Origin of the sequence: Novosphingobium sp. 9U, from assembly GCF_902506425.1 — a bacterium.
Classification (GTDB): domain Bacteria; phylum Pseudomonadota; class Alphaproteobacteria; order Sphingomonadales; family Sphingomonadaceae; genus Novosphingobium.
This window is the reverse complement of sequence record NZ_LR732469.1, coordinates 698,801-718,949: the sequence shown is the minus strand read 5'-3', so window position 1 is coordinate 718,949 and position 20,149 is coordinate 698,801. Positions and strand designations below refer to the sequence as shown.

19 protein-coding genes, 1 tRNA gene, 1 rRNA gene and 1 pseudogene are annotated in these 20,149 nt (G+C 66.2%); 18 read left to right on the top strand and 4 right to left on the bottom strand.

The window, feature by feature from the left end; all coding sequences use genetic code 11:
• Positions 1 to 14: 14 nt before the first annotated feature.
• The 3 genes from GV044_RS03275 to coxB (GV044_RS03265) form a co-directional block, all read right to left on the bottom strand.
• A complete protein-coding gene (locus GV044_RS03275; protein WP_236554666.1) occupies positions 15 to 914 on the bottom strand; it encodes a heme o synthase in 900 nt (299 codons plus the stop codon).
• A gap of 160 nt (positions 915 to 1,074) precedes the next feature.
• Entirely contained in the window at positions 1,075 to 2,763 is a 1,689-nt protein-coding gene (ctaD, locus tag GV044_RS03270; RefSeq protein WP_159865385.1) for a cytochrome c oxidase subunit I, read from the bottom strand.
• Positions 2,764 to 2,790: 27 nt separating this feature from the next.
• Entirely contained in the window at positions 2,791 to 3,957 is a 1,167-nt protein-coding gene (gene coxB, locus GV044_RS03265; protein WP_159865382.1) for a cytochrome c oxidase subunit II, read from the bottom strand.
• Between the two features lie 254 nt (positions 3,958 to 4,211).
• Here coxB (GV044_RS03265) and pyrE point away from each other — a divergent pair, with 254 nt between their 5' ends.
• From pyrE to GV044_RS03235, 6 genes and pseudogenes are all read left to right on the top strand, one after another.
• Positions 4,212 to 4,796, top strand: a complete 585-nt coding sequence (gene pyrE, locus GV044_RS03260) for an orotate phosphoribosyltransferase (protein WP_159865379.1) — start codon at positions 4,212 to 4,214, stop codon at positions 4,794 to 4,796.
• A gap of 70 nt (positions 4,797 to 4,866) precedes the next feature.
• Positions 4,867 to 5,598 (top strand): pyridoxine 5'-phosphate synthase, encoded by a 732-nt coding sequence (locus GV044_RS03255; RefSeq protein WP_159865376.1) that lies wholly within the window; start codon positions 4,867 to 4,869, stop codon positions 5,596 to 5,598.
• A gap of 154 nt (positions 5,599 to 5,752) precedes the next feature.
• A pseudogene (locus GV044_RS03250) lies at positions 5,753 to 5,865 on the top strand (holo-ACP synthase); the annotation flags it as partial.
• 77 nt (positions 5,866 to 5,942) lie between these two features.
• Positions 5,943 to 6,057: ribosomal RNA gene (gene rrf, locus GV044_RS03245) — 5S ribosomal RNA — on the top strand.
• 298 nt (positions 6,058 to 6,355) lie between these two features.
• A tRNA-Met gene (locus GV044_RS03240) sits at positions 6,356 to 6,432 on the top strand.
• 345 nt (positions 6,433 to 6,777) lie between these two features.
• Complete coding sequence (locus GV044_RS03235) at positions 6,778 to 7,248, top strand: GreA/GreB family elongation factor (RefSeq protein WP_159865373.1); 471 nt, start codon at positions 6,778 to 6,780, stop codon at positions 7,246 to 7,248.
• Between the two features lie 20 nt (positions 7,249 to 7,268).
• Here the strand turns inward: GV044_RS03235 and GV044_RS03230 are convergent, their stop codons facing one another.
• Complete coding sequence (locus tag GV044_RS03230; protein ID WP_236554665.1) at positions 7,269 to 8,300, bottom strand: spore photoproduct lyase family protein; 1,032 nt, start codon at positions 8,298 to 8,300, stop codon at positions 7,269 to 7,271.
• A 225-nt stretch (positions 8,301 to 8,525) separates the two neighbouring features.
• Here GV044_RS03230 and GV044_RS03225 point away from each other — a divergent pair, with 225 nt between their 5' ends.
• From GV044_RS03225 to GV044_RS03170, 12 genes are read left to right on the top strand one after another with little or no spacing between them, the layout of a single operon-like run.
• Positions 8,526 to 9,185 carry a cytochrome c3 family protein gene (locus GV044_RS03225; RefSeq protein ID WP_236554663.1) on the top strand — a complete coding sequence of 220 codons (660 nt, stop codon included), beginning with the start codon at positions 8,526 to 8,528 and terminating at the stop codon, positions 9,183 to 9,185.
• On the top strand, positions 9,182 to 12,079 hold the full coding sequence (locus GV044_RS03220; RefSeq protein WP_201299002.1) for a TAT-variant-translocated molybdopterin oxidoreductase: 2,898 nt from the start codon (positions 9,182 to 9,184) through the stop codon (positions 12,077 to 12,079). The genes GV044_RS03225 and GV044_RS03220 overlap by 4 nt, the downstream gene beginning before the upstream one ends.
• Entirely contained in the window at positions 12,076 to 13,395 is a 1,320-nt protein-coding gene (gene nrfD / locus GV044_RS03215; protein ID WP_201299001.1) for an NrfD/PsrC family molybdoenzyme membrane anchor subunit, read from the top strand. Before GV044_RS03220 ends, nrfD begins: the two co-directional genes overlap by 4 nt.
• A complete protein-coding gene (locus GV044_RS03210) occupies positions 13,388 to 13,930 on the top strand; it encodes a DUF3341 domain-containing protein (RefSeq protein ID WP_159865364.1) in 543 nt (180 codons plus the stop codon). The genes nrfD and GV044_RS03210 overlap by 8 nt, the downstream gene beginning before the upstream one ends.
• The gene (locus GV044_RS03205; RefSeq protein ID WP_159865361.1) at positions 13,927 to 14,430 is read left to right on the top strand and encodes a cytochrome c; all 504 of its coding nucleotides are present in this window, start codon (positions 13,927 to 13,929) and stop codon (positions 14,428 to 14,430) included. The genes GV044_RS03210 and GV044_RS03205 overlap by 4 nt, the downstream gene beginning before the upstream one ends.
• Positions 14,420 to 15,430, top strand: coding sequence for a hypothetical protein (locus GV044_RS03200; protein WP_159865358.1), 1,011 nt, complete (start codon positions 14,420 to 14,422; stop codon positions 15,428 to 15,430). The genes GV044_RS03205 and GV044_RS03200 overlap by 11 nt, the downstream gene beginning before the upstream one ends.
• A complete protein-coding gene (locus tag GV044_RS03195) occupies positions 15,427 to 15,825 on the top strand; it encodes a hypothetical protein (protein WP_159865355.1) in 399 nt (132 codons plus the stop codon). The genes GV044_RS03200 and GV044_RS03195 overlap by 4 nt, the downstream gene beginning before the upstream one ends.
• Positions 15,822 to 16,574: an SCO family protein gene (locus GV044_RS03190; RefSeq protein ID WP_159865352.1), complete on the top strand. Its 753-nt coding sequence runs from the start codon at positions 15,822 to 15,824 to the stop codon at positions 16,572 to 16,574. Before GV044_RS03195 ends, GV044_RS03190 begins: the two co-directional genes overlap by 4 nt.
• On the top strand, positions 16,571 to 17,572 hold the full coding sequence (coxB, locus tag GV044_RS03185) for a cytochrome c oxidase subunit II (RefSeq protein WP_159865349.1): 1,002 nt from the start codon (positions 16,571 to 16,573) through the stop codon (positions 17,570 to 17,572). The genes GV044_RS03190 and coxB (GV044_RS03185) overlap by 4 nt, the downstream gene beginning before the upstream one ends.
• Positions 17,569 to 19,254 carry a cbb3-type cytochrome c oxidase subunit I gene (locus tag GV044_RS03180; RefSeq protein WP_159865346.1) on the top strand — a complete coding sequence of 562 codons (1,686 nt, stop codon included), beginning with the start codon at positions 17,569 to 17,571 and terminating at the stop codon, positions 19,252 to 19,254. The genes coxB (GV044_RS03185) and GV044_RS03180 overlap by 4 nt, the downstream gene beginning before the upstream one ends.
• The gene (locus GV044_RS03175; RefSeq protein ID WP_159865343.1) at positions 19,247 to 19,876 is read left to right on the top strand and encodes a cytochrome c oxidase subunit 3; all 630 of its coding nucleotides are present in this window, start codon (positions 19,247 to 19,249) and stop codon (positions 19,874 to 19,876) included. Before GV044_RS03180 ends, GV044_RS03175 begins: the two co-directional genes overlap by 8 nt.
• Positions 19,873 to 20,148 (top strand): cytochrome C oxidase subunit IV family protein, encoded by a 276-nt coding sequence (locus GV044_RS03170; RefSeq protein ID WP_159865340.1) that lies wholly within the window; start codon positions 19,873 to 19,875, stop codon positions 20,146 to 20,148. Before GV044_RS03175 ends, GV044_RS03170 begins: the two co-directional genes overlap by 4 nt.
• Position 20,149 lies beyond the last annotated feature (1 nt).

The following is a 20,149-nucleotide window of genomic DNA, read 5'->3' as shown; positions in this document are numbered from 1 at the left end:
GTCATGACAGGACCTTACAGCGGCAGGAAGCGATCGACCACCAATGCGGCGAACAGCGCGAAGAGATAGATCACCGAATAGCCGAACAGCTGCTTCTCCGGCTTCATCGTGTCATTCGCGGCCTGCTCGCGCAGGCCCACGCGCACCGACAACGCGAGGAAGCCGAGCGACAGCACGGCAGCGCTAGCCCCATAGATCGCGCCTGCTCCGCCGATCCACCACGGCAGGACGCTGAGGGGCAGCAGCAGGATAGCGTAGATCAGGATCTGCCGGCGCGTTGACTTCTCGCCCGCCACGACGGGCATCATCGGAATGCCGACCTTGGCGTAATCGGTCTTCACGAACAGCGCGAGCGCCCAGAAGTGCGGCGGCGTCCAGAAGAAGATGATGGCGAACAGCAGCACCGGCATCAGCGTGACATGGCCGGTCGCAGCGACCCAGCCGATCAGCGGCGGAAAGGCGCCCGCGCCGCCACCGATGACGATGTTCTGCGGCGTGCGCGGCTTGAGCCAGATGGTGTAGACGACGGCGTAGTAGACGATCGAAACGGCCAGGATCGCAGCGGCGAGCCAACCCACGGCGAGGCCCATCAAGAGCACCGATCCGGCAGAGATCGCCACGCCGAAGTCGCGCGCGTCGGTACGGTTCATGCGGCCTTGCGGCAGCGGGCGCGCAGCGGTGCGCTTCATCTCCGCGTCGATGTCGGCTTCCCACCACTGGTTGAGCGCCGCGGCGCCCCCAGCCCCAACGGCGATGCACAGGATCGCCGTGAAGGCTAGCACGGGGTGAATCCGCTCGGGCGCGGCAAGCAGACCGCACAGGCCGGTAAAGATGACGAGGCTCATTACCCGCGGCTTGGTCAGCGCAAAGAAGTCGCGCCAGTCGGCGGGTGGAGGACTCACAACGGCAGTCATGCGCGGGCCTATAGTGCCCATCGGGGTTGCGGGCAAAGCCAAACCGTCCATCCGAGCTCCCCAACTCCGTTCGTGTCGAGGTGCGCGCGATACCGCAAAACCAAAAAGGCCGATGGATCGCTCCATCGGCCTCTTCGCTGTGTGCAGTCAGGCGACTGGATCAGTGGTGCGCACCGTCCTCAATGACCGGCAGGGTTTCGAACTGGTGGAACGGCGGCGGGCTCGACAGCGTCCACTCGAGCGTGGTCGCACCCTCGCCCCAGTAGTTGCCCTCGGCGCGCTTGCCGGCGGTGAAGGCGTAGATGATGTTGATGAACCACACCACGATGCTCACCGACATGATCATGTACCCGATCGTCGCGACCTGGTTCCAGTGCGTGTAGGCCTCAGCGTAGTCGGGGTAGCGACGCGGCATGCCCTGCAGACCCAGGAAGTGCATCGGAAAGAAGATCAGGTTCACGCCGATGAAGAAGATCCAGAAATGGACGTGGGCAAGGAACTCCGAGTGCATGCGGCCGCTCATCTTCGGGAACCAGTAGTAGAACCCGGCGAAGAGCGCGGTCACGGCACCCAGCGACAGCACGTAGTGGAAGTGCGCAACGACGTAGTAGGTGTCGTGCAGCACGTCGTCGACGCCGCCGTTCGCCAGCACCACGCCGGTCACGCCGCCAACGGTGAACAGGAAGATGAAGCCCAGCGCCCAGACCATCGGCGACTTGAACTCGAGGCTGCCGCCCCACATCGTCGCGATCCACGAGAAGATCTTGATGCCGGTGGGCACCGCAATGACCATGGTGGCGGCGGTGAAGTACATCTTCGTGTTTACCGACAGGCCGGTGGTGTACATGTGGTGCGCCCACACGATGAACCCGACCACGCCAATCGCAACCATCGCGTAGGCCATGCCGAGGTAGCCGAACACCGGCTTTTTCGAAAAGGTCGAGATGATCTGCGAGATCATGCCGAAGGCCGGCAGGATCATGATGTAGACTTCAGGGTGGCCGAAGAACCAGAACAAGTGCTGGTACAGGATCGGGTCACCGCCGCCGGCCGGATCGAAGAAGGTCGTTCCGAAGTTACGGTCGGTCAGCAGCATGGTGATCGCGGCGGCAAGGACTGGCAGCGAGAGCAGCAGCAGGAACGCGGTGACCAGCACCGACCACGCGAACAGCGGCATCTTGTGCATGGTCATGCCAGGTGCGCGCATGTTGAAGATCGTGGTGATCAGGTTGATCGCGCCCATGATCGAGCCGGCACCGGCAAGGTGCAGCGCGAAGATGCCGAAGTCGACCGCAGGACCCGTCGAGCCGTAGGTCGAGAGTGGGGCATAGACCGTCCAGCCGGTGCCGGCGCCGTTGCCGAGGCCGCCGGGCACGAAGGCCGACATCATCAGCGAGCAGAAGCCGGCGAAGGTCAGCCAGAACGAGATGTTGTTCATGCGCGGGAACGCCATGTCGGGCGCGCCGATCATGAGCGGTACGAACCAGTTGCCGAAGCCGCCGATCGTCGCGGGCATGACCACGAAGAACACCATGATCAGGCCGTGGGCGGTGATCAGCACGTTCCACATGTGGAGCGTGGCGTTAAAGTCGCTCGCGTCGTCGCCGAAGAACGAGGCGACCGCGCCGAGGTACTGGATGCCCGGATGCATCAGCTCCGCGCGCATGATGCCCGAGACGGCGCCACCGATGACCCCCGCGAAGATCGCGAAGACCAGGTACATCGTGCCGATGTCCTTGTGGTTGGTCGACATGAACCACCGAGCGAAGAAGCTCGGCTTGTGGTCATGGTCGGCGTGACCGTGATGGTCGTCGACGTGACCCTGGAAGTGATCTGCGATGGTGGCCATTTGGTAGGACCTTCGTACTGAATATCGTTAGGCGGCGGGCGACGATGTCGTCTCGACGGACGGCACTGCCTCGCTCGCGTTATCGGCCGGAACGGCCTCGCTGGCATCCGCGGCCGGAGCGGCAGCAGGAGCCTGCGTGGTGGTGTCGGCCAGCTTCTTCTGACCGTCGATCACGCCACCGGCATGGGCCAGAACCCAGGCATTGTACTGCGCCCGCGGCAGGGCCTCGACAGCGATCGGCATGTAGGCGTGCTTCACGCCGCACAGCTCGGAACACTGGCCGTAGTAGACGCCCGGCTTCTCGACGAAGAGCACCTTCTCGTTGATGCGGCCCGGCACGGCGTCGAGCTTGAACCACAGCGAGGGCACGGCGAACGAGTGGATCACGTCGGCCGCGGTGATCTGCAGGCGGATGGGCTCACCCGCAGGCACGACCATGCGGTTGTCGACTTCCATGTGCGCCGGACCGTCCCAGGGCTTGGAGCCGACTTCGCGGATGCCGGCGTTCACGACCGGCTGGCCGGGCTGGTTCAGCATGTACGAGTTGACCTCGAACTCGCCGTTGTCCGGGTAAGAATAGGTCCAGAACCACTGGTTGCCGGTGATCTTGATCGTCAACGCTGACTTTGGAGCCGGCTTGTACTGCTTGGCGATCAGGTCGATCGAGGGCACCGCGATGCAGACCAGGATCAACACCGGGATCAGCGTCCATGCCACTTCTAGCAGCGTGTTGTGGCTGGTGCGCGAGGCGATCGGGTTGGCACGGCGGTTGAAGCGAATGGCGACCCACACCAGCAGCGCGAGAACCAGGATCGTCATCAGCGCGACGAGCGGCATCAGCACCACGTCGTGAATCCAGTGGCCGTACTCACCGAAAGGCGAGAACTGCTTCTGCAGCCCAATGCCGCCATCGACGGGCATGCCGATGCCAGGCGTCGGCTTCATCGGGGTGTAGCCCGGAAGCGTGCCGGCGTCCTTGGTCGGACCCTCGTTGTTGACCGGATTGCCGGCAGCCTGGGCCGAAGCCGCGCCCTTGTCAGCCGCGACCGGCGCCTGGGCGCCCGCCACATCGGCAGCAGGGGTGGAATAGGCAGGCAGCGGAGTCGGCGCCGCGGCGAGCGCCGCAGTCGGCAGCGTCGCCAGAGCGAGTGACAGGCCGAGAGCCTTGCCAAGATCTGAGATCTTGCGGCTCATGGCACGGACTTGGTGACCGGACTTCATTCGTCGTGCTTTCCCGATTCCCTTGCCGGCGCGAAAGGCTGAAATGGGTGCCACGCGCGCCCCCTGATGCGGGGACGATTGCCCCTTGAGCCGGGCCTATACGCGCGCTTGCGGCGTGTCTCAAGCGCCTCTAGGGGAATTTTTGCCACACCCGCGCCACACACCCTAAAGGCAGGGCCGCATCGGATCGCGCGCACCTGCACCGGCTGACAAGGATCGAGACGACGATGCAGGAAGACGCTGTCCTTGCCGAGTTCCGCGCGAGCAAGGCGCTACTGGAAGGCCACTTCCTGCTCTCCTCCGGCCGGCACAGCGCGCATTATCTTCAGTGCGCGCGGGTGCTGATGAACCCGGAGCGTGCGGCGCGGCTCGCCACCGCCCTGGCCGCCAAGCTGCCGCACGACTTGCGCCGCCAGATCGCCAAGGTGGTCTCCCCTGCGATGGGCGGCGTGATCATCGGCCAGGAGATGGGCCGTGCGCTGCAGGTCGATGCGATGTTCGTCGAGCGGCCGACCGGCACGTTCGAGCTGCGCCGCGGCTTCGCCCTGGAGCCGGGCGACAAGGTGCTGATGGTCGAGGACGTCGTCACCACCGGCAAGTCCTCACGCGAGGCGATCGCCGCCATCGAGGAAGCCGGTGGCGAGGTCATCGCCGCAGCCGCGCTGGTCGACCGCTCGGGCGGCGGCGTCGATCTGGGTGTGCCGTTCACCGCCCTCGTCGCCTTGAACTTTCCAACCTACGACGCCGAGGCGCTTCCGCCCGAACTCGCCGCCCAGCCGGCCATCAAGCCCGGCAGTCGGGCACAACCTTGAGATCTCGGGCTGAAATCCCGGCCTGAATTCCTGAACCTTGGGCCCGAACCCGCTCGCGAGGCATTATAGTATGGTGACCCGCCCTTTGCGCCTCGGCGTCAACATCGACCACGTCGCCACCATCCGCAACGCACGCGGCGGTGAGCATCCCGATCCGGTGCGCGCCGCGCAGATCGTGGCGCAGGCGGGCGGCGACGGCATCACCGTCCACTTGCGCGAGGATCGCCGCCATATCCGCGATGAGGACCTCTCGCGCGTCCAGGCGGCGACCGGGCTGCCGCTCAACCTGGAGATGGCGGCGACCGACGAGATGGTCGAAATCGCGCTGCGCCATCAGCCGCACGCCGCCTGCATCGTGCCCGAGCGGCGCGAGGAGCGCACCACCGAGGGCGGGCTTGATGCCGCGGGGCAGCACAACCGCCTCGCGCCGATCGTCGCGCGCCTGTCCGACGCGGGTATCCGGGTCAGCCTGTTCATCGCCCCCGAGGCGCGCCAGATCGAGGCGGCGATGCAGCTTGGTGCGCCGGTGGTCGAACTGCACACCGGCGAATATGCCCACGCGTCGGGCGAGCATGTCGCCGTCGAGTTGCGGCGCATCGCCGACATGGCAGCGCTCGCGGCCAAGAACGGCATCGAGCCGCACGCCGGGCATGGCCTGACGTACGAGAACGTCCAGCCCATCGCCGCCATTCCGCAGCTCGCCGAGCTCAACATCGGACATTACCTCATTGGCGAGGCGATCTTCTGCGGCTTGGAGGCGAGCGTCACCAAGATGCGCGAGCTGATGGACGCGGTGCGGTGAAAATTACGGGATCTGTCCTCCCCGGTACGGGGAGGGGGACCGCTCGCGAAGCGAGTGGTGGAGGGGATTCTCGCCACAGCGCGAGGTCGAGTGAGGGGGCGAGTCCCCTCCACCGCGTGCGGCGGTCCCCCTCCCCGTACCGGGGAGGACAAGAATGATCATCGGCCTCGGCTCTGACCTGTGCAACATCGAGCGCATCCAGGCGTCGCTCGACCGCTTCGGCGATCGCTTCCTCAACCGCGTCTTCACCGAGGTCGAGCGCAAGAANCCAGCCAGATACACATCACACATCAAGTGCACGGAAACATCGATTAAAACCCATACGAAACGCGCCAGCTCCATTGCTTGGTGACCATAGCGTCAGTGACCCACCCGATCCCATCTCGAACTCGGCCGTGAAACCTGACAGCGCCAATGGTACTAACGCTCAAGCGTTGGAAGAGTAGGACGTCGCCAGGCATTGAAGCCGGCGCGCTTTCGTAAGGATCACAAAAAACCCATTCACATGACAAAGGGCCAACCCTCACCACGAGGGCAGGCCCTCAAAGAGGGCCCTCACAGGCCCTCTTCGTGTTTCCAGCGGGGCCGCAGCAACCCCCGCGTCCAAGCCCAAGCGCAAGGACAAACAACGCTGCTACAGGGCCTCAAACGCCCACATGGTGACGCGGGGTGGAGCAGCCCGCCGTCCAGATCGACAAAGTCGAGATGGACAATAAACAACTCCTACCGGGCTGGCCCAACCAGCCCAATATGGTGACGCGGGGTGGAGCAGCCCGGTAGCTCGTCAGGCTCATAACCTGAAGGTCGTAGGTTCAAATCCTACCCCCGCAACCAATAGACAAACACTCACATGATTGATCTAGCTGCTCGCGCAACCCGCGGAGCAAGACCGCTTGCGAGCGCACAACTGCAGCCAAAGAACTGCTCAACCATGGCATCAAACATCCATCATTGATCGGGCTGCATCGCGGCTCCGTCATCCCGGCGTCGCCGATACGGCGTCCTCAATCCCGAAGGCAGGCGCATGGGTCCGCTCGCGTTCCACGAAGATGGTCGCATGCATGCTCTCGACACCGCTGGCTTTCGGATCGAGGGCTCCTCAAAGCGAAGCCTTGATCGGTTTTGGCTGGTCTGCCGTATTGTCGGCTTGCTGCACTGGCCAGAAGGTGAAGAAGACCGATGAGTGTTGCATTCCGCCGCGAGGGTGATGACGATCATCTCGAGCCCAAGTTCGAGATCCCGATCCCTCCCGGACCCAACCTCGTGACCGCACGAGGACTGGTGCTGATCGAAAGCAAGGTGGCCGCGATCGAGGCGTCTTTGCCGCATACGACCGAGGAGCCCGAAATCGCCAAGGTCCGTCGTGAGTTGCGCTATTGGCGCACGCGGCTAGCGACTGCGCGCCTCGCCGAAGCCGCCGATGGCACCCACGTCGCTTTTGGTTGCCGCGTCACGTTGGCGTTGAACGGGCGCAAGCAAGTGATCAGTATTGTCGGCGATGACGAGGCTGAGCCGCAGGCAGGATTGCTGGCGTTTTCCGCTCCGCTTTGCCGCGCGATCATGAATGCCGAAGTTGGCGAGCGCGTCGCCTTTGGCGGCAAGGCCGACGCCATCGAAATCCTCGAGATTGAGGCTCTCAGGCAGCCTTGATCTCAATCGCAGCCGCTCGGTCAGGTCCAGTAGAGAACGCGTGCACTCGGCAATGTCTGCGCGATCCGCTTCTCGAAGAAGCGCCGCAGCGCTCGCATGGTGGTGGCATCGTAGACCTGCTTCTCGGCGCCGAACTTCGTACGCTTCGTCACGCGATTGGCATCGGTCATGTCCAGCGCCGAGCTTGGGTACCAGCTGTCGAGCACCGCCTTGGAGCCGCTGTTGTAGCGATGCGTGATCAATTCGACGGTGAGATCGAGCGCGGGGACCTCTGCGAGCGCCTCGCCCGCTTCGGCTAGCAGTTCCCCATACGCCTGCTCCCAGCCTTCGGCAGCGATGATCGGCGCGACGGTCAGGCCGACTGGATAGCCGGCGAGCGCCATTTTCCTGAGAGCTGCCAGCCGATCGCGAACGGGCGCGGTGCCGCCTTCGAACCGGGCGTAAGCGCGCGGGTTGATCGACGCGCGCATCCGGGTCCGCCCGTTATGCTGCAGGCCGAGCAGCGGTTCCACATCGGCGAACTTGCTGGTGAAGCGCAGCTGCGCGTCGGCGTTCCAGCGACCGAACCAGGTAATCGCGGCTGATAGCGAGCCGGTCAGTGGCTCCAACGCGAGCGGGTCGGTGTAGCACGAGGCTTCGAACGTGGTGCCCTCGGCGCGCCGGGCCGTGCTGCGCGAGGTGATCCTACCCTGGCCGAGATACTCCGGAACGGCGCCGAGGATTTCCTCCAGGTTCGCATAGACGCGGGTGATCGGTGGACCCTTCAACGAACCGGCGAGATAGCAGTAGCTGCAATGTGCCGGGCACCCTTCGGCAAGGTCGATGCGCCAGTCCGCGCTTGGTGCGATCGGCTGCAAACGGCGCTTTGAGGGCGGGGCGACTACGAGTGCGAGGGTCGATTTGGCCTCGGCGTAGGCACGGCGCGGGTCGTCCGAGAAGCCGAGGTTCAGCCGGTCGCCGGTCAACTCGACAATCTCGATGCCTTGCTCCGCCACGCGCGCAAGGATGGCTTGCCCATGAGCGAACGTCCGCGCCGAGCGGGTCGCCAGCACCCGGTGTGGGCGCCATGCCCTGGTTCGTGCGCCCGTGGGTTTCGTGCTCGTGAGCTCGTGCTGCGTTTCCATGTCGAGGCAACGAGCAGGGCGCGGCGGAGGTTCGCGGCTTGCCCCAAAAGCACAGATCTCAGTGCTTCCGCTATGTTGCGCAATCATTTCCGAGCATTGCGGGAACATCCAAATGGGAAGTCCGTTGCGCGGGAGAGGCTTGGGGAGTCCGGATTGCAAGTTTTCTCGCCCTCGGCGGACACCTGGCTTCGGGCCGGGCTCGCGGCGCTGGTCGTCGTGGTGCTGGGGGCATTGCTGGTGATGGCAGGCTATGCGGATTCGACGTACGCCACCCAGGCTGGCTGGGCGAAGGACCAGGACGTTCCGTTCAGCCACAAGCATCATGCGGGTGAGCTGGGCATCGATTGCCGCTATTGCCATGCGGGCGCAGAAACCCATGCCGACGCCGGCCTCCCGCCCACGCACGTGTGCATGACCTGCCACTCGCAGATCTGGACCGGCGCGCCGATGCTGGCGCCGGTGCGCCGCAGCCTGGCCGAGAACCGCCCCTTGCGCTGGCACCGCGTCGCGCAAGTGCCCGACTACGTCTACTTCAATCACTCGATCCACGTGAAGCGCGGCGTCCCTTGCGTCGAGTGCCACGGCCGGGTGGACGAGATGCCGCTCAGCTGGCGGGCGCATCCGTTCCAGATGCAGTGGTGCCTCGATTGTCATCGCGACCCGGCCAAGCGGCTGAAGCCGCCCGAACAGATCACCCGCATGGATTGGTCGAACTGGTCCGACGCGCAAGCGCAGCGGTACGGCACGGCGGCGATCCGGCGCTGGCACATTGATACCAAGAAGCTCGACAACTGTGGGATCTGTCACCGGTGACCGGGCTGCCTGACATGAGCGCCGGGCTTGAGCAGCTACGGGCCAGCCGGGGGCGGCACTACTGGCGCTCGCTGGAGGAGCTGTTCGACACCGCCGAGTTCCGCGCCCGCGTGGCGCGCGAGTTCCCGGCACTGGCGCGGACTCGGATCGAGACGGATCGGCGCAGCTTCTTCAAGTGCCTGGCCGGCGCAATCGCACTCGCCGGGCTGGACGGTTGCGAGCGCAAGGCCGACGAAGACGCCTGGCCGATGGTGCGGGTGCGCGAAGGCGCGGAGCCGGGCGCCATCCAGAAGTACGCCACTGCGTGGGAGCTCGACGGGGTGGGCCAGCCGGTGATCGGCACCTGCAGGGACGGGCGGCCGATCAAGCTGGAGGGCAACCCCGACCACCCGGCGAGCGGCGGCGCGAGCGATGCGTTCACCCAGGCCTCGTTGCTGGGGCTCTACGATCCGGCTCGCTCGGGTGCGCCGATGCAGGGCAGTGATGCCTCGACCTGGGACGATGTCGCCGCACTGTTCCAGAGCGAGCGGGCGGCGCTCGACTCCAGTGGCGGCGCGGGGTTCCGGTTGCTGACCGGTCCGGTCGGATCGCCGACGCTGCTGCGCCAGATTGCGGCAATGCGGGCGCGCTGGCCTCAGATGCGCTGGCATGTGCATGATCCGCTTGGCGGAGTGCCGGAGCCGGTGCTGCATCTCGACAACGCGCATGTGGCGGTGTGTTTCGACGCCGATCCGCTCGGCAACGGCCCGCGCCAGACCTGGCATGCGCGGGGCTGGTCCGCGCGGCGGCGGGCGTTCCAGCAGGGCGAGGGCAGTGCGCTGCTCTATGCCGCCGAGCCAACGCCGACGCTCACCGGCGTCACTGCGACGGAACGGCTGATCGCGGCGCACTCGCGGGTGCCGGTGCTCCTTGCCGGTTTGGCGGCGCGGTTGGGACAGGGTGCTCCGGTCGCGCTCGAAGCGCGAGAGGCGGCCTGGCTCGATGCGGCAGCCGCGGCGCTGCGGGCGAACAGGGGGAAGGGGCTGGTCTGCGTAGGTGCGCAGCATGGCGCGGAGGCGGCTGGACTGGCTGCCCGGCTCAACGGGGCCCTGGGAAACGAGGGCAAAGCAGTCACTCCCGCGATCTCCGCGACTGCGAGCGAGGGGCTGCAGGAGCTCATCGGCGCCATGCGGGCGGGGCAGGTCCGCACGCTGCTGGTGCTGGAGAGCAACCCTGCATACTCGGCGCCGGCAGCGCTCGGCTTTGCGCAGGCGCTCGAACGCGTGCCGCTGCGGCTCCACGCCGGCCTGCACCGCGACGAGACGGCGCAGCTGTGCCACTGGCACTTGCCGCTCTCGCACATGCTCGAGAGCTGGAGCGACGTGCGCTGCGCCGAGGGCACCGTCAGCCTGACGCAGCCGCTGGTACGACCGTTCCTGGATGTCCGTTCGCGACATGAAGTGTTGGCGCTGCTGATGGACGGAGCGCGGGCCGGGCGTGACCTCGTGCGTGGGACCTGGTCCGGTGACGAAGCACAGTGGCAGGCGGCGCTCGTGAAGGGGGTGATCGAGGCCAAGCCCCTCCCCTTCAGGGGAGGGGTTGGGGTGGGGCCTCTCGCCGCTGAGCAAGGTGTGGGGACGAAAGCCCACACCCCCAGCCCCTCCCCTGACGGGGAGGGGAGGGGCGCCGGGCCGCGGCTCGAACTCATCTTCCGCCCCGACCCTACCATCCACGACGGCCAATTCGCCGCCAATCCCTGGCTGCAGGAGATGCCCAAGCCGCTCACCAAGCTGACGTGGGACAACGCCGTCCACCTCTCGCCGCAGCTTGCCGCCAGGCTCGGCGTCGGCAACGAGGACCTGGTCTCGATCAGCGCCGGCGGGCGCACGCTGGTGGGGCCGGCCTGGATCGTGCCGGGACAAGAGGCGCAAACGATCCTGGTGCACCTGGGTTATGGCCGGCGCGCTGGCGGACAAGTGGCCGAAGGCTGCGGGTTCGACGCCTACCCCTTGCGTGATCCCCGCCAGCCGTGGGCGCGCAGTGACGTGTCGATCCGCAAGGCTTCCGGAGAACGCCAACTCGCTTGTACCCAGACACACTGGGAGCTGGGTGGGCACGATTGGATCCGCTCGGTCGACAAGCCGGGCGAGACACTGGCCAAGACCAAAGAGGAGAAGGAGCAGCGCAACTTCTTCAAGCCGCAGCAGAGATCAGAGCCCGCCTGGGGCATGGCCATCGACCTCGACCTCTGCATCGGCTGCAACGCGTGCGCAGTCGCCTGCGTGGCCGAGAACAACGTGCCGATGGTCGGACGCGAGCAAGTGGCCAAGGGGCGCGAAATGCATTGGCTGCGGATCGACCGCTACTACGAAGGGCCGGCCGAGGAGCCGCGCCAATCGTTTCAGCCCGTCCCCTGCATGCATTGCGAAGATGCGCCGTGCGAGACCGGGTGCCCGGTCAACGCGACAGTGCACAGCCCGGACGGCCTCAACCTGCAGGTCTATAACCGCTGCATCGGCACGCGCACCTGCTCGGCCTATTGCCCCTACAAGGTGCGCCGCTTCAACTGGCTCGACTACACGCGAGAGGCCGAGCCTGAGATTGTCGCGCAGCGCAACCCCGATGTGACCGTGCGAGATCGCGGCGTCATGGAGAAGTGCACTTACTGCATCCAGCGCATCGCCGAAGCGCGTATCACGGCCGACAAGGACGGTCGGCCGATCGCCGAGGGCGAAGTGCTCACCGCCTGCCAACAAGCCTGCCCGACCCAGGCGATCGTGTTCGGCGATATCGCCCGGCCTGATAGCGCCGTCAGCCAGCGCAAGGCGGACGGGCGCGACTATGCGCTGCTGGAGGACGCCAACACCCGCCCGCGCACGACCTACGGCGCCAAGATTGAGAGCGGAGACGCTTGAGCGACAACGCCGCCTATCGCCGGATCACCGGAGAGGTCGTCTCGATCCCGATGCGCTTCCCGGCGCCGCGCACGTGGTGGGTGCTGTTCGGCGTCTCGTTCTGCCTACTCGCGCTGCTGGTGCTCTCGGTGATCGTGCTGTTCATCAAGGGGCCGGGCATCTGGGGCAACAATATCCCGGTCGGCTGGGGTTTTCCGATTTGCAACTACATTTGGTGGATCGGCATCGGCCACGCGGGCACGCTGATCTCGGCGATGCTGCTGCTGCTCAACCAGTCGTGGCGCAATTCGCTCAACCGCTTTGCTGAGGCGATGACGCTGTTCGCGCTGAGTTGCGGAGGGCTCTACCCGATCCTGCACCTGGGGCGGCCGTGGTACTTCTACTGGATGGCGCCGTACCCCAACACGATGAACGTGTGGCCGCAGTTCAAGAGCCCGCTGACCTGGGACTTCTTCGCGGTGCTGACCTACTTCCTGGTCTCGCTGCTGTTCTGGTACATCGGCATCCTGCCCGACCTCGCATCCGCCCGCGACCGGGCCAGGAAGCGGCGCTGGCAGGTGTTCTTCGGCTTGCTCGCGCTCGGCTGGCGCGGGCAGGGGCGGCACTGGCTGCGCTGGAAGCAGGCGTACACGATCACCGCTGCAATCGCCGTGCCGCTGGTCGTCTCGGTCCACTCCGAGATCTCGATGTTGTTCGCCGCCGGGCCGATCCCGGGCTGGAACTCGACGGTGTTCCCCGCCTATTTCGTGCTGGGCGCGGCGTTCTCCGGCTTCGCGGTGGTGACCATGATCGCCATCGTCCTGCGCCACATGCTGAGACTGGAGGACCTGGTCACCCAGAAACACCTCGACCTGCTCGGCCGCATGACGCTCGCGACCGGGCTGATGACCGGGTACGGCTACGTCATGGAGGTGTTCGACGCACTCTATGCCGGTGGCTACGAGCTCGAGACGCTGCAGGACCGCTACGGCGGCCCGTATGCCTGGAGCTACTGGGGCGCGCTGCTGTTCAACTTCGTGCCGCTGCAGCTGTTGTGGTGGCGGCGTTGGCGGGTGTCGCCGTTGCCGGCGTTCCTGATCGCGCTGAGCGTCGTCGTCGGCATGTGGATGGAGCGGTTCATGCTGCTCGTCACCACGCTGTACCGCGATTGGCTCGACAGTTCGGTCAACCTCTACCACCCGACGTTCTGGGACTGGGCACTGTTCATCGGCTTCATCGGCCTGTTCTGTTGCGAGCTGCTGCTGTTCGTGCGCTTCCTGCCGGTGATCTCGGCATTCGAGATCAAGGAGAAGATGGAAGAGGCGGCACATGGCTGAGGAAACCGCTCCCTATGCCGTGCTGGCCGAGTTCATCGATCCCGAGCCGCTGCTCGCTGGCGCCCGGCAGTTGCGCGAGGCTGGCTGGCAGATCGAGGTGTTCTCGCCGTTCCCGCTCGACGGCCTGGCCGAGGCACTTGGCTGGCGCGAGAGCCGAATCCCGCTGGCGTTCCTGATCGGCGCGATTGTCGGTGCAGCGCTCGGATTCCTGATGCAGGTGGGCACCAATCTCGACTACCCGCTCGATGTCGGCGGCCGGCCGCTGATCGCGGTGCCCTCGTTCCTGATGATCACCTTCGAGACGATGGTGCTTTGCTCGGTATTCGCCGGGATCGGCACCATGCTGATCGAGAACCGCCTGCCGAGGCTGCACCACCCCATATTCGATGCCGAGCGGTTCAGCCTGGCCACCGACGATCGGTTCTTCTTGGCCTTGCTCGCGGGCGAGAGCTTCGACGCCTACGAGGCGCGCGCGGCACTCTGGCAGCTGCAGCCGGTGAACGTCTCCGAGGTCGGGGAGCGGGAGGTGCGATGAGGCTCCTGGCTCTCCTCCCCTTGGTGCTGCTGGCCGCCTGCGGCGACAACATGGTGCAGCAGGCGCGCTATGACTCCTACGAGAAGGCGCCGCTGTTTGCCGACGGTATGGCGATGCAGGCGCCGCCGGCCGGCGTGGTGTCGCGCGATGCGCCTCAGCGCGCCGCCGAGACCCGCCGCCTGCCGATGAGCCTCGCGCTGATCGAGCGCGGGCGCGAGCGTTACGGCATCTACTGCGTGCCGTGCCATGCGCAGGACGGCTCGGGCAATGGCGTGGTTCCCTCGCGCGGGTTCCCGCATCCGCCGGACTTCCACTCCGACCGGCTGAAGGCAGCGCCGGACACGCACTTCTATCAGGTCATGACCAACGGTTATGGCATCATGTATTCCTACGCCGACCGCGTAAGCCCGCCCGACCGTTGGGCCATCGTCGCCTACATCCGCGCGCTGCAGGCGACCGGGCTGCCGCCTCGTCGTCAGGAGCCGGCGCGTGCGTATTGAGCTCTCCGGGCGCGACCGGGAGCGGAGCGCGGTAGGCGTGTTGGCGCTGGTCGCCTCGCTGGCCTGTGCATTCCTTTCTGCACGCGGCGCGCTGACCGGCTGGCTGGCAGCGGCGGTCGCGTTCCAGAGCCTGCCGCTCACCGGACTGTTCCTGCTCGCGATGATGCGGCTGATCCGGGGCGAGTGGGAGCCCATGCTGCGCCCAGTGTGCGAGGCGGCAGCGCGGCTCTGGCCGTTTGCGGCGGCAAGCTTCGTGCCCGTGCTGCTCGGGCTGGAGGCGATCTACGATTGGGAGCGCGAGGCGCCGCTCAGCGCCTTCCAAGGTGCCTGGCTCGGCTATGTGCAATATGGCGTGCGCACGACCATCCGCTTCATCGCCTTTGCGCTGATCGCCCGCTACCAAGTGGGCCGCCAAGCCTCGCAAGCGGCGAGCGTGGCGGCGCTCATCCTGCTGCTCATGGGCACCTCGCTGACGTCGGTCGACTGGTTGATGTCGCTCGATCCGCGGTTTCACTCCTCTGGGTTCGGCCTGCAGATGCTCTCGATCGAGATCGCGGCGGGGTTCACCGTGCTGCTGATCGTTCGCCTCCTGACTGCGCCCGAGCCACAGGAGCTTGGCCTGCTCGGCGGCTTGCTGCTGACGCTGCTGCTGCTCTGGGCCTACTTCCAATTCATGCCCTACCTGATCCTGTGGTCGGGCAACCTACCCGAGGGCGTGAAGTGGTACGCCGTGCGTTCGCACGGTGGCTGGACCGCGGCGACGGTGGCGCTGGGTGCCTGTGGCTTAGGCCCGATCCTGGCGCTGCTGCTGCCCCAGGTTCGCAAGCGCAGAGTGCCGCTGATCACCGTCAGCCTCATCGCGCTTGCGGGCAAGCTCATCGAGTTCGCCTGGTTCGCCCTGCCGGAGCGGGGGGCGGTCGCGGTGTTCGCCTATGTGCTGGCGCTGCTCGGCTTTACATGCCTGACCGGCGTGTGGTTCGCTCGGGTGAGGCAGGCATGATCCGCGACCTCCACCCACACACCCGGCCGCAGCGCACGCGCAATCCCGACCATGTCGGCGCGCATGCGCGCAAGCTCGGGTTCGAGCCTCGCGACTGGCCGGTCAAGCCGATCGCATGGGGCTTCGTCGCCTTGCTGACGTTCGTCGGCGTCGTTGCGCTTGGCATGGGGGCGCTGGTGCGCTGGCTACAACCCTCGTGGCCCAAGACCTCGGCACTGGTAGCGGCCCGCCAGTTCCGCTCGCCGGCACCGCCGCTGGAAAGCGCGCCGAGGATCGACCGCGAGCACCTCGATGCAGCGCAAGTCGCGAACCTGCGCCGTGCGCCCAAGTCCGTCGAGCAAGCCATGCAAGAGACCGCGGTCAAGGGCTGGCATGATGCGGAGCCAAAGCCGTGATCAGCCGGCTCACTCCGCTCCTGCTGGCTCTCACCGCCGCGGCGCCGTTTGACCCCTTCGGCGCCGCGCGGATCGACGAGAAGCCGGGCGCCGCGATCCCACTCGACGGTGCCTTCCAAGACGCCGAGGGCCACTCGACCAGCTTGCGCCGTATCGCCGGCGGCAAGGTGCTGGTGGTGGTGCCGGTGCTGCACGACTGCCCGAACTTGTGCGGCGTCACTCTGGCCGGTGTGGCTAATGCGATCGCCGCGCAGCACCGTTTCGCCGCACGGCGCGACTTCACCGTGGTTGCGTTCGGTATCGATCCCAAGGAGCTGCCGAGCGATGCCGCCGCCGATCTCGCCCGACTGCGGGCGCAGCGAAGTGATCTGACGCCAGCAGCGACGGTCGGATCGCAAGCGTCGATCCGGCAGGTGACCGATGCGCTCGGCTATCATTACGCCTACGATCCGCGCATCGGCCAGTACGCGCACGCTGCGGCCAGCGCCGTTCTGACGCCGGATGGGCGGCTGGTGCGGTGGATCTATGGCCTGAACCCCGATCCGGGCGATCTCACCGCCGCGATCGCCGACGCGCAGGCGGGGCGCACCGGCGGCCTTCTCCAGCAGCTGATCCTCTTGTGCTACCACTACGATCCGCAGACGGGCGCGCACACGCTCACCATCGAGCGGGTGGTGCAGGCGGCCGGCCTTGTGACGGTGCTGCTGCTCGGCGGCCTGATCGTCATGCTACGGCAGCGCTGGGCATGATTCTCTGGCCCACGGCCGCCTCTGCCTACGCGCGCGAGGTCGACTTGCTGATCGGCAGCTTCGGCGCGCTGGTCTTGCTGCTCTCCGCGCCGGTGTTCGTGCTGATGGCCTGGTTCATGCTGCGCTATCGCAAGGGCCGTCGCGCCGACCGCAGCCCGTCCGAGGATCGCAGCATCTGGATTGAGACGAGCTGGTCGGTAATCCCGTTCCTGTTGATCCTGGGGTTCTTCTTCTGGTCGACGAAGATGTACCTGACCGAGCGCAACCCGCCCGACACGGCGATGACCATCAACGTCATCGCCAAGCAGTGGATGTGGAAGTTTCAGCACACCGAAGGCGCGCGCGAGATCAATGACTTGCACGTGCCCTCTGATCGTCCCGTGCGCCTGACGATGACCTCGCAGGACGTGATCCATAGCCTCTATGTGCCGGCGCTGCGCATCAAGCAGGACGTGCTGCCGCAGCGCTACTCGCAGCTGTGGTTCACTGCCGACAAGCCCGGCGTCTACCCGATCCGCTGCGCCGAATACTGCGGGACCGATCACAGCGAGATGATCGGCCGCCTGATCGTGCAGCGCCCGGAGGACTACGCCCGCTGGCTGGCGCACTCGGACACCGACGCCGGCCTGGCGCAGCGGGGCGAGCGGCTGTTCGTCAAGCTGGGCTGCAGCGGCTGCCATGGCCCCGCCTCGCCGGTCCACGCGCCGCGGCTGGAGGGGCTCTACGGCTCGGTAGTCGCGCTCAGCGACCGGCGCGTGATCCGGGCGGACGACCAGTACATCCATGATTCGATCATGCTGCCCAACAAGGACATCGCGGCAGGCTACCAGCCGATCATGCCGCCCTATGGCAACCTCATTGGTGAGGAGGAGGTGCTGCAACTGGTGGCGTACATCAAGTCGACCAAGGCCGATCCGGAAAGACCGGTGGGGCAGTATCCTGGCGTGCCGGTCACAGCGGAGCCGGCATCCACACCGTCCGGGAGCGCTCGCCGATGACTAACCGCACCTCGCAGGACGCGATCCCCAACACTGCCGAGGAGGCCGTCAGTTATCTCAACGCCGGCAACAGCCTGCGATCATGGCTGCTGACCACCGATCACAAGCGCATCGCGCTGCTCTACCTCGTCTCGATCACGTTCTTCTTCGCCATCGGCGGTAGCGCCGCGGCGCTGATCCGCGCCGATCTGCTGACGCCCGAGGCCGACCTGCTGAGCAACGACGGCTACAATCGTGCCTTTTCGCTGCACGGCATCGTCATGGTCTGGTTCTTCCTGATCCCGTCGATCCCCAACGTCTTCGCCAACTTCCTGATTCCGCTGATGATAGGGGCCCGCGACCTGGCCTTTCCGCGGCTGAACCTGCTCTCATGGTACATATTCATGCTCGGCGGGCTGGTGACGATCGCAGTAGTGGTGCTGGGCGGGGTCGACACCGGCTGGACGTTCTACACACCGTATTCGTCCACCTATTCCAACGCCTACGTCATGGGCGCGCTGACGGCAGTGTTCGTGTCGGGCATCTCGTCGATCCTGACCGGGCTCAACTTCATCGTCACCATCCACAAGTGCCGTGCGCCGGGCATGACCTGGGGGCGGTTGCCGCTGTTCGTATGGTCGCATTACGCGACTTCGGTGATCCTGGTGCTGGCGACGCCGGTGCTCTCGATCACGCTGATCCTGGTGGCGATCGAGCGGATCGTCGGCGTCGGGATCTTCGACCCGCGCATCGGCGGGGATCCGCTGCTGTTCCAGCACTTGTTCTGGTTCTACAGCCACCCGGCGGTCTACATCATGGTGCTGCCGGGGATGGGCGTCGTCTCCGAGCTGATCACGGCGGCCGCTCACAAGCGGGTGTTCGGCTACTGGTTCATCGCCGGCTCGTCGATCGCGATCGCGGTGATCGGCTTCCTGGTCTGGGGCCACCACATGTTCGTCTCGGGCCAGAGCCCCTACGCCAGCGTGATCTTCTCGTTCCTCTCAATCGTCGTCGCAGTGCCGAGCGCGATCAAGGTCTACAACTGGACAGCGACGCTCTACAAAGGCGAGATCCTGCTTGACGGGCCGTTCCTGTTCGCGCTCGCTTTCGTCGGGCTTTTTGTGGTCGGCGGTTTGACCGGCCTGATGCTGGCGATGCTGGCGATCGACGTGCACGTGACCGACACCTACTTCGTGGTCGCGCATTTCCACACAATCATGGTCGGCGGCACGGTCAGCGCCTTCTTCGGAGCGTTGCATTTCTGGTGGCCCAAGATGACCGGACGGCTGCACTCGGACGTCTGGTCGCGCGTGGCGGCGGTGCTGGTCTTCGCAGGCTTCGTCATGACCTTCTTCCCACAGTTCCTGCTGGGCTACGAAGGCATGCCGCGGCGCTACCACGTCTACGATCCGCAGTTCCAGGTGCTGCACGTGATGTCGAGCCTGGGCGCGGTGGTTCTGGGCATGGGATACCTGCTGCCGCTGACGTACCTCCTCTACTCGCTGCGCTACGGCAGGCCGGCGGGGCCGAACCCCTGGGGCGCGACCGGGCTGGAATGGTCGGTGCCATCGCCCCCGCCGAAGCACAACTTCGAGGAGATCCCGCTCGTCGACACCGAGCCCTACTGCTACCCGATGGAGCCCGACGAGCCCCAGAACGTTCCGGGCAAGGGCGAGACCAGCGCCGAGGCGATCCATGACTGAGGCGGGCCAGGCGCTCCACGATCCGTTCACCCGGCTCGACCGCCAGCGTGAGGCCGATCGCCTGGGCATGCTACTGTTCCTCGCCAGCGAGCTGATGGTGTTCGGCGGCGTCTTCGCCGGCGCGCTGTCGGTGCGGGTGCTGCACAAGCAGCAGTACATCGAAGCCTCCCGCGAGATGCACTTGTGGCTTGGCGCAGCGAACACTGTCGTTCTGCTGACCTCCAGCCTGCTCGTCGCGCTGGCGGTGGAAGCGACCCGCGCCGGCGCCCCGCGCAAGTCCGGCTGGCTGCTGGGCGGCGCAATCGGGCTCGGCCTCGCCTTCCTGGCGATCAAGGCGGTGGAGTACGGCCAGGAATGGCAGGACGGCCTGGTTCCTCGCTTCCACCCGGCCAAGCTCTCCAGTCCCGAGCAGACGCTGTTCATGACGCTCTACTTCATCGGAACCGGTCTGCACGCGATCCATGTCCTGGTCGGCCTCGCCTTGCTGGCCGCCATGATCTGGCCGCGTGGCTGGGCACGCGCGGATCGCGAGGCGACGAGCCTGGGTAACGCCGCGCTTTACTGGCACTTCGTGGACGTGGTCTGGATCTTCCTCTACCCGACGCTGTACCTCGCCCGATGACCGCAACCCTTCGCCTCGTCTCTGTCTGGCTGATCCTGCTGGCGCTGCTCGCCACCACCATCGCCGCGACCTTCCTGCCGCTCGGGCCTTGGTCCCCGGCGGTGAGCTACGGCATCGCCGTGGCCAAGGCCGCGCTGGTGCTGTGGTTCTTCATGGACATGCGGCGAGAAGGCGGGCTGCCGCGCCTTGCCGCCATGGCCGGCTTCATCTGGCTCACCATCCTGTTCACCCTGACCTTCGCGGACTTCGTCTCCCGCGCGCATGGCGGTTGAG